The sequence below is a fragment of the Actinoplanes sp. NPDC048796 genome, assembly GCF_040650035.1.
GTDB lineage: Bacteria > Actinomycetota > Actinomycetes > Mycobacteriales > Micromonosporaceae > Actinoplanes.
In genome coordinates, this window is record NZ_JBEZGO010000030.1 from 1 (window position 1) to 15484 (window position 15484).

At 70.4% G+C, this 15484-nt stretch carries 11 protein-coding genes; 1 reads left to right on the plus strand and 10 read right to left on the minus strand.

All coding sequences use genetic code 11. From position 1 onward, the window contains the following. Window positions 1-920: 920 nt before the first annotated feature. The 10 genes from AB0C26_RS45820 to AB0C26_RS45865 form a co-directional block, all read right to left on the minus strand. Window positions 921-2060, minus strand: a complete 1140-nt coding sequence (locus AB0C26_RS45820; protein WP_360261518.1) for a glycosyltransferase — start codon at window positions 2058-2060, stop codon at window positions 921-923. Window positions 2061-2126: 66 nt separating this feature from the next. Continuing rightward, window positions 2127-3272, minus strand: coding sequence for a glycosyltransferase family 1 protein (locus AB0C26_RS45825; protein WP_360261521.1), 1146 nt, complete (start codon window positions 3270-3272; stop codon window positions 2127-2129). A 354-nt stretch (window positions 3273-3626) separates the two neighbouring features. After that, window positions 3627-4844, minus strand: a complete 1218-nt coding sequence (locus AB0C26_RS45830; protein ID WP_360261523.1) for a phytase — start codon at window positions 4842-4844, stop codon at window positions 3627-3629. A gap of 881 nt (window positions 4845-5725) precedes the next feature. Continuing rightward, window positions 5726-6184, minus strand: coding sequence for a hypothetical protein (locus AB0C26_RS45835; protein WP_360261526.1), 459 nt, complete (start codon window positions 6182-6184; stop codon window positions 5726-5728). A gap of 1159 nt (window positions 6185-7343) precedes the next feature. After that, entirely contained in the window at window positions 7344-8075 is a 732-nt protein-coding gene (locus AB0C26_RS45840) for a dienelactone hydrolase family protein (protein WP_360261528.1), read from the minus strand. Between the two features lie 223 nt (window positions 8076-8298). Further along, window positions 8299-11085 carry a DUF6493 family protein gene (locus AB0C26_RS45845; RefSeq protein ID WP_360261530.1) on the minus strand — a complete coding sequence of 929 codons (2787 nt, stop codon included), beginning with the start codon at window positions 11083-11085 and terminating at the stop codon, window positions 8299-8301. Continuing rightward, complete coding sequence (locus AB0C26_RS45850; RefSeq protein ID WP_360261533.1) at window positions 11082-12407, minus strand: SWIM zinc finger family protein; 1326 nt, start codon at window positions 12405-12407, stop codon at window positions 11082-11084. The genes AB0C26_RS45845 and AB0C26_RS45850 overlap by 4 nt, the downstream gene beginning before the upstream one ends. A gap of 34 nt (window positions 12408-12441) precedes the next feature. Beyond that, window positions 12442-13083, minus strand: coding sequence for a response regulator transcription factor (locus AB0C26_RS45855; RefSeq protein ID WP_360261535.1), 642 nt, complete (start codon window positions 13081-13083; stop codon window positions 12442-12444). Further along, the gene (locus tag AB0C26_RS45860; protein WP_360261537.1) at window positions 13080-14162 is read right to left on the minus strand and encodes a histidine kinase; all 1083 of its coding nucleotides are present in this window, start codon (window positions 14160-14162) and stop codon (window positions 13080-13082) included. Before AB0C26_RS45860 ends, AB0C26_RS45855 begins: the two co-directional genes overlap by 4 nt. Then, a complete protein-coding gene (locus tag AB0C26_RS45865; protein ID WP_360261538.1) occupies window positions 14159-14413 on the minus strand; it encodes a hypothetical protein in 255 nt (84 codons plus the stop codon). The genes AB0C26_RS45860 and AB0C26_RS45865 overlap by 4 nt, the downstream gene beginning before the upstream one ends. A 300-nt stretch (window positions 14414-14713) precedes the next feature. On the opposite strand from AB0C26_RS45865, the gene AB0C26_RS45870 reads away from it, so the two are divergent. Further along, the gene (locus AB0C26_RS45870) at window positions 14714-15184 is read left to right on the plus strand and encodes a hypothetical protein (protein ID WP_360261541.1); all 471 of its coding nucleotides are present in this window, start codon (window positions 14714-14716) and stop codon (window positions 15182-15184) included. Window positions 15185-15484: the final 300 nt, after the last annotated feature.

Below are 15484 nucleotides of genomic sequence, written 5' to 3' on the forward strand. Positions count from 1 at the left end.
AAGAGGGTAACCACTCGGGCTGACTGGGAAGCGTTTTATGCCTCGAGTGGTCACCCTCTTCCCCCGACCTTGCCGGGTATCCGGTCACCCCAGGCAAAGACAGTCACGCTCCGAAGAACAACACCGGGCAGACGTGACTCCGGCGGGCCGTAGGCTTGGGTGGGTGGGCAAGGCGCGGCGGGCCGGTGTGGGCTGGGCGGCTTGTGATCGTGGGGTGGCATGGTCGATAAGAACCCAGAAGTCGGCTCGGGGCTGGAACTCTGCCATTCAGTGCGCAATCCGCGATAAGCAAAACCGGACGTCTACCTCTACCCACACAGAGTCGGGGTGTCTGGCTCGCCGCTTTCGGTATCCGCGGAGAAAAGTCGCTCAGTTGGTCGGCCGCTGCTTTCCATTCGTTGCCGATCCCGTTGCTCAGTGCCAGTCTGAAACCGCTCACGTCGGCCGCGAGTACGGTCCGCTTCCGTCCGCGACGCGCGGCACGCCGGCGGCGCCCGGCACGTTGGCGACGTCCGTACCGTCGGTACGGTCACACCACCGGTCAGGTCCGTACCGCCTGTCAGGGTGACACGGCCGGTTACCTCCGCAACGCCGGTGAGGCCCGCGACGTCCGCAACGGTTGACGTCCGCAGCGCCTGACGTCCACAGCGCCTGACGTCCGCGGCGCCCGACGTCCGCAGCGGCCGCAATGTCTGCGGCGGTCTCGACGTCCGCGGATCGGTGGCGAACCTCTGCCCTCGACCGTATGTCTGGGGCTGTCGGTTTCGGGGACCTGGGCCGTTGGGGGCTGCTGGTCGAGTGGGGTCTGATCGCGTTGTTCGGGCGGGGATTTGGCCGTTGACGGCTGGGCGGGCGAGCTGCGGGATTCCGTGGCGGTGTGGCGGCGCGTGCCCAGCAGCGAGGCCTTGGGAGTTGTCTGTCTATGGGGTGGGGTTGGTTGAGGGTAGGGGGACGCGGTGGGCCTTGAGGAAGCCGTCTACCGAGGTCTGCCAAGGGAAGTGTTCGGCTTGGGTGCGGGCGGCCTGGCGGCGAGTGGGCTCGGGTAAGGACAAGAGATGTTGTAGGGCCTCGGCGTATGCGGGGCCCTCGCCTGGAGCTGCCTGGCCGGCGGGGCTGGGTGGGCCGATGACTTCCGGTAGGGCGCTTTCGGAGCTGACTACTACTGGGGTTCCGCTGGCCAAGGTTTCTAGGGCGGCCAAGCCGAAAGTCTCGATGGGGCCTGGTGCGATCGCTGCGTCCACTGTGGCTAGTAGGGCGGCCAATTCCTGCTGGTCTGTTATGTGACCAAGGAAGCGGACGGGTAGGGAGCGGTCGGCTGCCTCGGATTGCAAGGCGGAACGCAGTGGGCCGGTGCCGGCGACCAGGAGGACTGCGGGTACGCCGGCCTGGCGGAGATGGTGCAAAGCCTCCAAGGAGCGGCGGGGCTTCTTCTCGGGGGAGAGCCGACCGCAGTGCAGCAGCAGGACGTCGTCGCGGGCCGACCAGCGGGAGCGCAGCTCCGGGTTGTGGTTGGCGGGGGTGAAGCGGTCCAGGTCGACGCCCAAAGGGACCCGGGTGAGGTTGGTCGTGCCAAGTCGTTCGAACTCCGTGGCCGCCCAGCCTGTGGTGCACACGATCTGGTCGTGGTCGGCGGCCGACCTCGCGTTCAACATGTCGCCCACGCGGCGGGCGGGGGCGGGACCGAACAAGCGCAGCAGGCCGGCCAGAGACTCGTGGGAGACCATCATGGACGGTACGTCGTGGCGTTTCGCCCAGCGGCCCAGCCAGCGCAACGTGGTGCGGTCCGAGACCTCGAGCCGGTCGGGGCGTAGTGCCTTCAACGTCGAGCTGAGGCGCGACCGGTCGAGCAGGAGGCGGTAGCCGCCCATGCGCGGGACCAGCGGGCCCGGCAAGGTGATCACGCGGCCCTGCTCGGTGTCCTCGTCGGAGTAGCCGGGGCCGGGGATGATCAGGACCGGGTCGTGGCCGGCGGCGCGGTAGCCGGCGCCCAGATGGCGCAAAGCGGTGCGCAGGCCGCCGGAACGGGGCATGACGAAGTTGGCAACCCGGACAATTCTCACTCGGTGAATGACCTTCCGGTTCTGTGCGTGTGGAAGAAGATTTCATGCCCGGCTGTGAGGCTGCTGTCAGGCGGCCACGGGGGTCCTGCGGTGGAACAGGCCCAGGGTGCGTGCGGCGTCATAGTGGCCCAGAAGTTCCTCGCCCACGGCGTACCAACTTCGACCCTCGATGGCATGCCGTGCGGCCGTGCCGAAGGCGGCGCGCTTGGCCGGGTCGGCGGCTAACGCCCGTACGGCGTCGGTGAAGCCCTGGGATTGGAAAGGGGGAACCAGGTAACCGGTCCGGCCGTGGTGCACGAGGTCGACGGGACCGCCGGCATTTGGCGCGACTACCGGCAAACCGCTCGCCATGGCTTCCTGCACCGCCTGGCCGAAGGTTTCGTAGGGGCCGGTGTGCGCGAAGACGTCGAAGCTGGCGTAGAGGCGCGCCAGCTGGGCGCCACGGCGTACACCCAGGAAAAGCGCGGCCGGAAGCGCCTTGCGCAACTGCGGCGAGGCCGGGCCGTCCCCGACGATCACCAGGCGTACGCCGGGGAGGCGGCTCACGTCCGCGAGCAGGTCGATCTGCTTCTCCACGGCCAGGCGGCCGACGAAACCGACGACGACCTCGCCGTTCGGGGCCAGGGCGCGGCGCAGGCCGGAGCTGCGGCGGCCCGGGTGGAACAGGACGTCGTCGACGCCGCGGCGCCACAGGTGCACCCGCTCGACGCCGTGGGTGGTCAGGGCGGCGGCCGACTCGGTCGACGGCACCAAGGTGCGGGATGCGAGGTTGTGCACAGTGCGGATCCAGCGCCAGGCGGCGCCCTCGGTCATGCCGACCTTGTAGGCGCGGGCGTAGGCGGCCACGTCCGTCTGATAGACGGCGACAGTGGGCAGTTTGAGGGTGCGGGCGGCGGCCATGCCCCAGGCGCCGAGCACGAACGGGCTGGCCAGGTGGACGACCTGGGTGCCGTGGGAGCGCAGGGCCGCGGTGAGGGTGGGTGTGGGCAGCCCGAGCCTGATCTGGGGATAGCCGGGCATCGGCAGGGAAGGTATCCGCACCACGGGGTACGGGACGGTGACCGGCACATCGCGGACCGCGGGCGGCGGCTGCGGTGCGATCACCAGGGGGTCGTGTCCGCGGCGCAGCAGGTGTTCGGCCGTGCGCACCACCGAATTGGCGACCCCGTTCACGTCGGGGAGGAACGACTCCGTGACCAGAGCGACTCGCATGCAGTCACGATGAGCGCCGCCGATGTCCGGACCGTGGCCGACGTACGAACGGTGACCGACGACTAGGAACCGCAGCGTACCGCCGATCCTGAACGTCTGCTGTATCGGTCGATGTCATTGGGTTACCGGGTCGCTACGAGTGAAGGACCCGGGCGTCGCGCAGCCCGGGTCAGGAGCAGCGCACGCCCTGCCGCCTGTCGACGCGCCGGACCTGCGGACCACCAGCGGGATCGCGGCTCGACCTGCTGGACGCACGGGAACTGTTCGCTCGTCACGGCCCGAGCCAGTGGCGCGCCGGTGCTACGGGAATCTGCCAGCTCGACTACCGGGAGATCGCCACCCACCTCGGGGCTGCTAGCGCAGCTTGAGGGCGCGCCAGTCCACGTACTTGAAATCGGTGCTGACCCGGCCGCCATCCGGAGTGTTCTCGCCGTCGTGCAGCACCAGCAGCCCGTTCGGGTAGCCGGGCAGCGGCTCGGCGGTTGCGGCGGCGCCGTCAGAATGCTGCACACCGTCGATCCGCTTGCCGTCGACGACCGAGAAGCTCGTCACCGGGCGGTTGGTGCGGCGGTCGTACACATAGAACTTGCTGTCGCCCTGGCTGGAGACGACCAGGTAACCGCTCTTCTTGCCGGTGGGGTAGATCGTCGTGCCCTCGACATCGGCGGCGATCCGGCCACCGAACCGGCTCGTGCCGAGCGTGCACTCCTCGGTCTCCGGGTCGTACGTGCCCGGGGCGCCGAACTCGGCGACCTTCTCGACCACCCGCGGAACGCCGGCGAAACGGTCACGGTCGAGCGGGATGCGCCACAGAGCGACATCCTCCTGGGCGGCGTAGAGAACACCGGCCTCGGCGTCGACGACCATGCCCTCCACCTGCGGGTCCTCGCCCGGCTCGAGGCAGGGCGACCAGGTGGCGCCGTTGGGAAGCGCGAACTGCTTCGGCAGGTCGAGGGTGTCGGTCACGCGGTAGCCGATGCGGCCGCCGCGCTGCTCCTCGAGCCGGAAAATGCCGAGGCGGGTGCTGTGGCGGCGGCTGACCACGGCGTACCGGTCGTAGGTGGCCAGGCCGTAGCCGGTCGCCTGGGTCTCCACCTCGGCCTGGTCGCGCGAGAAGAGCAGCGGGGCGTTGTCGGCGGTGACGTCGGTGAGGTGGCCGCTGCGCCGCTCGATGCGGTAGATGCGCAGCTGGTCCAGTCCACGGTCGGTCACAACGGCCAAATCGTACTTCTGCGGACCGAAACCGCTGATCAGATCGACGTTGTTGAACCGCCCACCCTCGGGCGGCAGAATCGACTGAACCTCCCGGCCGGCCAGGTCATAGACCCGCAGCCCACCGTTCTTGGCGGTGCCGATCACCCGGCTGCGCGACCGGTCGGCCCGGTTGACCCAGATCGCGGGATCGTCGGCGTCGGCATCCCCACCGGCCTCGTCATCGAACAGGGCCGGCGTCTCGACGATCGCGGCAATCTCACGCCGCGACTCATCCGCCGGCTTCCCGGAGGCGTGCGCGGGTGCCGCGACAGCGGTAGTCAGTGCGACAAGAACAACGATCCCTGCGGTACGGCGCATGGCGCCGAGCCTATCCGCCCCCACCAAGAATCCGGGTGGACGGCGGTTGAACGCCAGGTTCCGCCTTTACACCGCATAACGGAGGCACGCGCAGGGCACGCCCCTCTACACGCCTGGCACTGCTTTGTACGCCCTCCGGCGGCCGACCGTTACTCGACCGCCGCGACGCCTGCAGCCGACGACTTAGAACCAAAAGCCATCCCTGCACCGCCTCGCGCGGCCCCGAACCGCTTGCGTGATTGCGCTGCGTTATCGCCTTGCGCACTCCACGCCACGCCCTGCGTCGGCTGCGCGCCCCACCCCGCCTTGCGTACTCCGCGCTGCCTTACGCCCCTGCGCCCTTGCGCCCTTGCGCCCTTGCGCCCTTGCGCCCTTGCGCCCTTGCGCCCTTGCGCCCCTGCGCCCTTGCGCCCTCGCGCCCTTCGCCTTGCGCCCTTGCGCCCTCGCGCCGCCTTACGCCCCTTGCGCCCTTCGCCTTGCGCGTTGCGCCCTTCGCCTTGCGCGTTGCGCCTTACGCCCTTCGCCTTGCGCCTTCGCCGCCTTACGCCCTCGCGTCCTTCGCCGCCTTACGCCCTCGCGTCCTTCACCCTGCGCCTCGCACCCGGTGCGCCCTGCCCCCTGCCGCGCGCTGGCTGTGTCCCGTGCTGGCCACGCGCCGCTCCGTCTGCGTACTCCGCCTGGCGTGCGCGAGCGGCGCCCTACGCGCCTGCTCGCGCCTTCCGCCTTGTGCTCTCCGCATCGCCATGCGCAAGCTGCCCGCCCCGCGTCGCCATGCGCAAGCTGCCCGCCCCGCGCCGCTCAATGCGCTTACGCCACGTCGCCCGCCCCCGCCTTGCGCCGCGCCGCCTGCGGGCGCTCTATGCCGCTCCGCCGTGCGGTGCCTATGCCGCCTTGCGGCGTAGAACCATGAGCACCATGGCGATCGTGCCGACGAGGCCGGCGGCGGTGATCAGCGTCAGGCCGGCTCCGAGATGTACTTGGACGGCGCTGCTGAAGGCGCTGCCGATACCGAACGGGTCGTCGGGTCCGGCGGACAGAGTGTCGCGCAGTTCGTTCTCGGTCGACCGCAGGTCAACGATCTTCCACGCCCCGATGATGAGAAGGGCCAGGGCGCTGCCGATGGCAACGACGTTGGTGACGATCGAGGCCAGGCCGGGCAGCTGAGGCCCACGAATCCGCAGACCGGCGCTGGCCGCCAGAACCACGCCGAGAACCAGCGTGATCCACCCGTCGGCCCCGTCGTTCCCGGACACGCTGATCGTGCCCAGGATGGGTGCGCTGATCTTCGCCCACGGCAGCAGCGAGCCGAGAACAGCCGCAACGCCCGCCGCGAGAGCCACCCACCCGGTGATCATCGGCCGCGACGGCTGAGCGGGCGGTGTTGCAGCGCCGGGGTAGTAGGGGTAGCCCTGCGGCTGGTAGTAGCCCGGGATCTGTCCCGGGCCGCCGGTCGAGTCAGGCTGCGGGTGCCCGGGCGATGGGTAGACACCGGATTGCGGATAGCTCTCCGCTGCGGGCGGGTAGCCGCCGGGCTCTTGGTAACCGTGGGTCGAAGCCGACGGGTACGCGCCGGGCGGCTGATGGCCCGTTGGCGGTGGCGGCTGGTTGCCGCTTGGGGACTGGTAGGCCGTCGGCGGTGGCGGCTGGTTGCCGCTGGGTGGTGGGTAGGCCGCTGGTGGTGGTGATGGTTCGTGGCCGCTGGGCTGTTGGTGGAGCTCCGGCGCGGGCGGCTGATCGGTGCCGGGCCGCGGTGGGCTGTAGGAGCCCGGGTCTTGAGGCCTTTGCCAGTAGGCATTCGGGTCCTGCGGCTGGTGAACCGTCGTCGGTTGCTGTCCGGAGGGCGGCTGCTGCCAGTAGGCGTTGGGGTCGTGCTGCTGTCCGGGCGCCGGCGGTGACGGTTGGCCCGACGCGGTCTGTTGCTCGGGCGCTGGTGAGGGTTGCTGCGCTGACGTTGCGTAAGGGTTCGGTGCTGTTGGGGGTTGGGACTGCTGTTCTGGTGTCGCGTGGAGGTGTGGCGCTGATGAGGGCTGGGGCTGCTGCTCGGTCGGGGCCGAGGGCTGCTGCCAGACGGCGTTCGAGGGCGGAGATTGCTGGCCGGGCGTGTCGGGCGTGGATTGGGAGGGGTGGGGGTTGGGTTGTTCGGCCGGGGGCTCCTGCCATGGTTGCTGCGGCGGGTGGGACAAGGCGGGAGCTCCTCGGCGGGTTGGGATAAGCGGTGGCGATTCGGCGGGTTGGGATAAGCGGTGGTGATTCGGCGGGCTGGGTTAAGCGGTGGTGATTCGGCGGTTTTGGTGAGCGGTGGTGATTCGGCTGGGCAGGTTGAGCAGTGGTGATTCTGCGGCGCGGGTTGAGCAGTGGTGATTCTGCGGCGCGGGTTGAGCAGTGCTGTTTCGGCGGGCCGCGTGAGCGGTGGTGTTCTGCGGGGCGGGCTGGGCGGTGATGGTGCGGCTGGCCGCATCACTCACTTGTCGGCGGGTGGGGTGGAGCGGTTGGGAATCGTCACCGGCGGGTCAGGAACGAGATTCCCTCGTAGAGGGCCAAGTCGGTGAGGACCGGGTCGTGGCGAGGGCCGATGTCACGCATGAAAGCGTGCTCGCCGCCGGCGTACACGTGAAGCTCCAGGTCTTCCAGGCCTGCGGCGTAGAGGGCGGAGATCACCTGGAGGCGGGCGTCGGCCGGGACGTGTGGGTCCTGGGATCCGAAGATGACCATCAGCCGGCCGTGGATGTCGGCGGCGCGGGCCAGGGATCCGGGGTCGTCGGCGCCGAGGGAGCCGTTCTGCAGGCCGGTCGGGTAGAAGCAGACGGTCGATGACACCCGGGGGTCGAAGGCGGCTCGGAAAGCCAGGTGGCCGCCGAGGCAGAATCCGACGACCGAGAGAGTGGTGACGTCGTCCCGGTTCTCGAGGAAGTCGAGGACCGCCTCGCGGTCGGAGTCGAACTGCGCGGTCGTCGTCTCGGCGGCCGCGGCCAGGCCCGCCCGCTTTCCCGCGTCGTCGAACTCCAGCGCGACCCCGGCGACGTCGCCGCGCGGATAGATCTCCGGCACACACACGACGAACCCGGCTGAGGCGAGCCGCCGCGCTGTCCGCAGCGTCGACTCGGTGAGCTGGAAGATGTCGGTGTACAGCACCACTCCGGGCAGCGGTTCCTCACCCAGCGGCCTGATCACCTTGGACCGGATCTCACAGTCGGGAGCGGTGATCCGCACTTCGTCCTCACGCAACTTCATGCCGACCGACCCTACTGGCGTTCGCGCGGGCACCCGGCCGGGGCAGCACCCTGTCACGCTCCGGAGGCATTTCCGAGGCGCGGCCCTTGGTGGCCGCGCCGCACGGCCGGCGGGACGAAGGGGGTTGGGCGAACGCGATGAAGCCGAGCCGGACGAAGGGAATGAGGCGGTGACGGCCGAATGGTGCGGGGCCAGCGGGCCAGCGGGTCAGCGGGTCAGCGGGTCAGCGGGTCAGCACGGAGTGCAGACGCTTCGCCTCCTTCACGAGGCGTGAACCGCCCTTTTGGGCGGCGAACTCGGTCAGCGGCGGGATCTCGGTCCGTACGTCGATTGTCGTGGCTACCTGGGTCGCCAGCTCCAACAGGTCGGGGAGGCCGCGAGGCGCGGGGGTGAGGAGAAGCGGAAGCGCCGCGGCCAGGAGCTCCCAGACGGCGGTGGAGGCGCCGGCCCGGTGGGCGTCGGCCAGTGCGGGTACGACGCGGTTGAGCTTGATCAGGCCCAGCGCGCCCAGGTCACCGAGGGCTTGGCCGATCGCCGCGGAGAAGGGCACGGAACTTGCGCCGGCTGTCGCGGGCTTGTCGGAGCTGTGGCGGTAAGGGGATGGCGAGGGCTTGTCTGCTTCGGTGGAAGGGCGGGCGGCCAAGGCCAGGAAGGCGTCGACGGCGGCCACGCGGTCGGACTCGTGGCGGGCGGACAGGCCGTACGCCAAGGTGAGGGTGGTGGCGGGGCCTATCGGGCCGTTGCACTCGGCCAGTAGGGGGAGTAGGGAGCCGGCGCCCCGCTGGTCCTCGTCGGCTGAGGCGGCCAGGTCGGGGAGGGCCCAGGCGGCCAGGACCTCGCGATGGTGGGGGAGGGCGGCGGTGAGGATGCTGCCGTTGGCGATCCGGTCGTAGGCGTAGACGTGTTTGACGTCGCGGCGTTGGAGGGTGACCAGTTGGTCCTCCACTCGCAGCAGCGGGGCGCGGGTGGGGGTCAGGTTGACGGCCAGGCGGGCGATCGCCGATGGCGAGGGTGGGGGCTTGCCGCCGGCGTAGAAGTTGGCGTTCGAGCCGGCTGCCTGTTCGATGCGGGCGCTCAGCGGGTCGGCCAGGCCGCCGGCGGTCAGCCACTCGGCCAATTTGCGGCCGGCGGGGGAGGTCAGGCCGGCGGCCACCGCGGGGTCGCTGTCGCGCGGTAGGCGCAGGAGGGCCTGTTCGAGGTCGAGCGGCCAGGGCTCTCGGCCGGCGGCCTCGGCCCGGCGGAGGCGGGCGGCCAGGACGGTGGCGTCGAGGCTGCCGTTGGCCAAGGTCGGTGTGGCGAGCAACTCGGGCACTGGTGAGCGGTGAATGCGCGAATAGATCTCGGCCATCCGCAGTGAGAGCAGGCGGTCGGGTGGCTCGGACAGGACGGGTTCGCCGATCTGCCAAGGGGCGTCGACGGTGGCCACCAGACGATGCAGGCGGCCCTTTGCGGGCTGGTCGTCGAAGGTGGGGTCGGTCAGGCGGCGGATCGTGGCGGCCAGAACGGCCATGCGTGGTCGTGGTTGCCACTGGTCGTCGGTGAAGTGCTCGGCGTGGCGGTCGAGCAGCGGCGTGAGCACGGCGGCCAGGGCGGCGGTCTCGCCGGCGGCGTTCAGGGTGATCAGGCCGGCCAGGATGCGTTCCCAGCGGACGGCGGTCTCATCGTGCAGCAGGGCCGCGACCTCGGTGGCCAGTTCGGTCGCCGACGTGATCGGCGGGGGCATCTCGGCAACTGGGGGTGGCGGCGGAAGTTCGGTGACCGCGGGTACGGGGGCGGGCGGCTCCGTACCGAAAAGCTCGGCGGCCCGGGCGGCCAGGCCGCCGCCGAGGTCGCTCGCCAGGTCGGCCAGGCGGCCCAGGGTCGCCTCGTCGAGCGTGCCGGCCGGGGTCAGGCGCTTGAGGTGCCGGCCGATCAGTGTGAGGGCGCGTTCCTGGATGTCGAGGGCGGGATGGTCGAAGGCGACAGCGATCGTCTCGAGGACCTCGGCGGCGCGGGCCGGGTCGCGCCGGGCTGCCTGGTCGAGCCAGGCCAGCTGAGCTTTGACGAGGACCTTCTCCTTGCGGAGCAGGGTGGCGTCGCTGAGGTCCAGCACGGTTTCGAGGTCGAGCAGGCCGGCCTCGTCGACCGAGCGGAGGGCGCGCTGGGCGGCACCGGCCACCGTGGACGGAGCGTCGGGCAGCAGGCGGGCGTAGTCGAGGGCGTGGGTGGCCGCTTCGTCGACCGTGGGGGCGAGCGCCTCATGAAGCATCACGAAGGGGCGCAGCCAGGTGGGGCGGTCGCCGCGGACCAAGCGGTCGATGGTGGCGGTCAGGATCTGCTTGCGGTCGAGGCGACCCTCGGCGACCAGTCGGGCGACGACAGCGGGGAAGACCGGCTCTTCGATCCAGCTGTTCGTGGCCGGGTCCAACGTACCGCGGGTGAGTTCGGCGCCCAGGCCGTCGATCTCGAACAGGGACGGCAGGAGAAGGTCGAGGTGCGGCGTGGTACGGAATTTGTCGAGCGGCGCCACCGGCGGATGCTCCCACGGGCTGCGGAGCATCTCGTCGAGCCAGCAGCGGACCACGGCCTCGGTCGCCGGTGGGGTGGCTCCCGACTCGGCCAGCAGGGTGGACACGAGTTTCCAGCCACCCGTCCACGTGTCGTCGGTGGTCAGCTTGGCGGCCAGGCGGGTGGCCAGGTCGCCCAGCCAGGGCAGCTCACGGGCGCGGAGAATTTCGAGCAGGCGTGGGAGCGGAATCCGTTCCCACTTGTCGCGGATGTCGCGGCGCAGGAGCAGCCGGGCCGCGCGAGGTGCCGTCGGCATCGTGCCGAACACGGCCAGGGCGAAGCCGCCGGCCGGGTCGGTGGCGGAGTGCCACCAGTCCATCGGACTCAGCGCCTTGATGTGGGCCTCGACCTCGGAGGCGAACGCCAGACGTTCCTCCTCGGTGGCCCTGATCAGCAGGGTGGTGACGCCGAGGGTGTCACCGTTCCGGGCGCGGCGCTCCAGCACTTTCCACTCGAGGCTCATGCGTGCACCTCGGCGGTGACGCCGGAGCGGACCAGACGGACGGCGAGCGCGTGCTTGCACGGGCCCCGCTCGCCGCGATGTTTCGCCCACCACCAGCAAGTGCAGGAGCCGTCATCGCGTACGTGATAAAGCTCGTCACCGCTGCGAACCGCCGCGGCCTCGCCCTCGACGGTCACCGCGCCCGCGGTGGCCAAGGCTCGCGCGCCGGCCAGGCGGGGGTTCATGTCGGCCACGGCGTCGGCCGAGTAGGGCAGCGTGCGATGAAAGTAACCGGCCTCGGCCACGTCGTAGCCGACCCGGCCGGCCGTGCCGAGCTGGGTCAGGGCGTCGCGGACGCGGGCGGCGGTCAGGCCGGCCGCGACGGCCAGCGCGTCCACGTCGATCGCCGGGTCCCAGGAGAGCAGAGCGCTGATCAGATCGGCGTCGTCGGCCGCCTCGTCGCTGGTCAGCGACTCGAGCACCGCGCCCTCACCGGAGAAGCCCCGATAGGGCTCGGGCGAGAGGGTCACCGACAGGCGCTGCGACGGGGTGCTCAGCTCCCACGTGCTGGCGACCGGACCGCTGCCGGCGGCGACCGGCGGACCGTAGACCCGCAGCGCGGTGGCATGCCGCAGGAAGGGCTTGAGCGCGGCCAGGCGGCCGGCGCCGGGCAGGCAGACCGCGCCGGGGGTGGGCCGCGAGGTGACCCGCAGCGAACGGCCGGCGGGCACCGCCCAGAGCACCGACCGGTCGCCGGACGAGAACCGGCTGAGCAGGGCGCGGGCGTCGACGGCGCTGAGCTCGGCGCGCGGGTCGAACCGGGCGGTGAGCACCTGCGCCTCGGCGAAGCCGCGCAGCCAGCGTGCGGGCAACGGCACCTTGCGCTCGACGACGGGACCGTCGAACGTCGTCACGGTCAGCTCGTCGGGGCCGACGGCGAGGTGCATGGGATCGGCGCGGCCGACCCGGCTCAGCGCGCGTTGCAAGGGCGGGTTGACGTCCACATTGGTGGTGCCGTGGGCGACGATCTCGCCGTCGATGCCGGGCGGCAGGACGTCGAGTCGCGCGTAGACACCGCAGCAGCCGGAGAACGACTCGAAGCGCAGGCGATCGCTGCCGGCGGTCACCACCGGGTCGAGGCTGGCCGGGCTGACCGGCCGGAAATAGCGGGTACGGGCGACCTCGGCCACCGCGAGCAGGCCGGCCGCGGCGGCGCCGGGATCGGCCAGGAACCCGGTGAAGAAGCGCGGATGCGCCGCCGGGCCGCCGGACGTCTGCAGGGCCAGCCCGGAGGGGTCCAGCGCCGAGGAGCCGAGGTATGAGTACGCCGCTGCGGTTGCCATGGCGGACAAGCTAGGGGGTGGGTACGACAACTTTCTAGGGCAGCCGGCGCCGGGCCGCGTAGGTCGCGGCTTCGGCCCGGTTCCGGGCGCCGATCTTCGCGAAGGCGTTGTTGATGTGGGTCTTGACGGTGGCCTCGGCGATGTACAGCTCGGCCGCGATCTCCGCGTTCGTGCGGCCCCGCGCGATCCGGCCGAGCACTTCCGCCTCGCGCCGAGTCAGGCCGTCCGGAAGCTGCGGCGGTGCTGATACCGGCGTACCGGCAAATGTCTGGGCAATGCGGGCGGCGACGACGGGATCGAGCAGGGAATGCCCGGTCGCGGCCGCCCGCAGCGCCAAGCCGATCTCGGCGCGCCCGGCGTCCTTGGTCAGATAGCCGCGGGCTCCGGCGGCGAGCGCGCCGGCGATCGACTCGTCGTCGGCGTAGGTGGTCAGCACGACCACGGCGACGTGGGGATGGCGGTCACGGATGCGGGCGGTCGCGGTGATGCCGTCGAGGACGGGCATGCGCAGGTCCATCAGTACGACGTCCGGGTCATGCTCGTCGACCAGCTCCAGGGCCTGCGCGCCGTCGGCGGCGGCGCCGACCACCGTCACGCCGTCGACGAGATCGAGCAGCGCGGTCAAACCCTCCCGGACGAGCTGCTGATCGTCGGCCACCACGATTCGCAAGGTCATGCCGGAACCTCCGCGACAACGCGCCACATCCCGTCGGCAGCGCCGGCCTCCAGGGTGCCACCGGCCAGGGCCAGTCGCTCCCGGGCGCCGACGAGGCCGTAACCGCCGCCGGAATCAGCCCCATCGCACTTGTTGGCGATGATGAGCCGTACGGCGGAATTTGTGTATTCGAGCGAAACGGTGACGTCGGCTCCCGGGGCGTGTCTGGCGGCATTCGTGAAGGCCTCGCGCGCGGTCCGCACGAGGGCCACCTCAGCCGCCGGGTTGAGAGTGTGCGCGCTTCCCCGCGTACGCAAAGAGATCTGAACCCCGTGGTCGGCGCGATGCGCCGCAGCTAGATCGGCCAGCGCCCTTGGCAGCGGAGGAACGTCGGCCCGAAGGGCCGCCACCGCGGACCGTGCCTCCGTCAGGCCGTCCCGGGCCAGCTTGCGGGCCCTTCGGACGCGGGTGGCGGCGGCGGTCAGGTCACGCTTCTCCGTCAACTCGGCCTCGGCGACTTCCAGCTGTACGGCGAGAGCGCCCAGCGAATGAGCGAGCACATCGTGAAGTTCACGGGCGATGCGGGCACGCTCGTCCAGAGCGGCGGCGCGAGCCTGTGCCTCGTGGGTGCGAGCGCGTTCCTCGGTACGAAGACGGTGCTCCCGGCGATGCAGGCTGAACAGGACCACGATGACGATCACCGCGGCCTGGGCCAGCATGGCGCTGCCGCGGATGTTCAGCGACATGACGGCCAGAACGGCGGCGGTGAGACCGAGGACGGCCCGGAGAGGAGTCCTCGGCAGCATCACAAAGATGAAAAGGGCGGCGAAAAGGAAAAGCTGCGCCGAGCCATCGTCCGCGTCGCCGACCACCGCGGCCGGAAGAAGCGCGGCCACGGCCAGCGAAACTCGGGCCAGCCGGGGCCACCGATGATCGGTGGCCACGAAGCCGAACCAGCAGACGAGAGCGGCGATGAGCGGGGCCGTCGCCTGCCCGATCAGTGCCCAGATCAGCAGGGCGCTGAGCGCGACCCGGACGATCCACCCCGTCTCCGGGTCGTCGGCGCGAATGAGAACCGCGGCCCGGCGCAGCAACGTCAAGCGCGGTCCCGCACAAGGTCGAGGACGATCTCCACCATGAGCAGACGGTAGGCGACGAAAGCCAGGCCCACCACCACGAGAACCACGACGATCGCGGCGACGAGCTTGCCGGTCACCTTGCCACCCTCCTTCTCCAGCGCCCGGTCCACAAGGGTCGCGGCCAGGCGCGTACCCCGGCTGCCCCGCTTGTCCCCGGTGATCAGATAGTTCGCGGCCCGGACAGCGGGCCGGCGGTCCATGTCCTCGGTCATGCCACGGACGCTACGGACGGCACCGGGTGGAGAAGGACCACCGAGAGAGGGAGAAGAGGGTGGAGTTCTACGACACGGCCTGAATCGCCTGCAGGAACAGAATGACCAGTTTGACGATCGCCACGATCCCCACGACTCCGGCGATGTACGGCGCGATTTCCGGCTTGCCCATTGTGCTGACCCCCGACGGTGTTCCCTGATGAGGTCAGAGAATTTGACCGCGCCGCGCTTCGCCGAATCCCGCCAAGGCACGTGAGAAGCGCAACGTCGCCCCGGTGAACCCTGGGATAGCGTCGGGGTGTGCCCGCGAAGCGCGCCAAGCATCTGATCGGACTCCGCGTGATAGCCGTCTTCTGGGTGGTCATCGGAGGCGTCATGGGCGTCGGCAGCCTGGTGATGCTCGTACCCGCCGTGCGGGCGGCCCACGGCGAAGGCCGTAGCGGGACGTTCACGCTCGTGGAGCCGATGTCCTGTGATCGGTGGGAACCACCGCGACAGCGATGCGGGTGGTTCGGCGACTTCACGAGCGACGACGGCAAGGACGTGCGTACGGACATGGAGTTGGCCGGAGGGCTGCCGGACGGGGCGAAGGCCGGCGACGTCATTACGGCTCGCGACACCGGCAGCGCGACCGAGATCTACCAACTGACTGACGACTCGACCTGGAAGCAGACGGCCGGGTTCGCCGCTTTGGGGCTCGGCGCCTGCCTGATCGGCCTCCTCGTACTCCAGCCGTGGTCATGGCTGCGCCGATGGCAGGGGCGAGAGTAGATCGACCGGCGGCGGCCCGGCCACAACTCTGTCCGGTCCAGGGGCGCTCCCGGAACCGGTGTGGTGGGCCGCCGGGGATTCGGACCTGAGGCTAGGGATTACCGGCAGTGCGGACGGTAAGTCATCTACACCACTAAGGTCCGTGACCGCAGGACCGAACGACACGGCGAGCTGCCAAGTGCTCCGGTGACATGGACAGAGGGAGAGGCCGCCAAGATGGTCGTGGTTGCGTTAGTTCTAGGGCTCGTAGGCTTGTTCTTGAACTATCTAATCCTGAAGGCTGCTGTTCGAAACGGTGTC

What these genes read in the sequence shown, in the direction of transcription:
- AB0C26_RS45865 (WP_360261538.1), bottom strand. Translation starts at nt 14,413, where the DNA reads ATGACCGAGGACATGGACCGCCGGCCCGCTGTCCGGGCCGCGAACTAT.
- AB0C26_RS45845 (WP_360261530.1), bottom strand. Translation starts at nt 11,085, where the DNA reads ATGAGCCTCGAGTGGAAAGTGCTGGAGCGCCGCGCCCGGAACGGTGAC.
- AB0C26_RS45830 (WP_360261523.1), bottom strand. Translation starts at nt 4,844, where the DNA reads ATGCGCCGTACCGCAGGGATCGTTGTTCTTGTCGCACTGACTACCGCT.
- AB0C26_RS45840 (WP_360261528.1), bottom strand. Translation starts at nt 8,075, where the DNA reads ATGAAGTTGCGTGAGGACGAAGTGCGGATCACCGCTCCCGACTGTGAG.
- AB0C26_RS45855 (WP_360261535.1), bottom strand. Translation starts at nt 13,083, where the DNA reads ATGACCTTGCGAATCGTGGTGGCCGACGATCAGCAGCTCGTCCGGGAG.
- AB0C26_RS45825 (WP_360261521.1), bottom strand. Translation starts at nt 3,272, where the DNA reads ATGCGAGTCGCTCTGGTCACGGAGTCGTTCCTCCCCGACGTGAACGGG.
- AB0C26_RS45850 (WP_360261533.1), bottom strand. Translation starts at nt 12,407, where the DNA reads ATGGCAACCGCAGCGGCGTACTCATACCTCGGCTCCTCGGCGCTGGAC.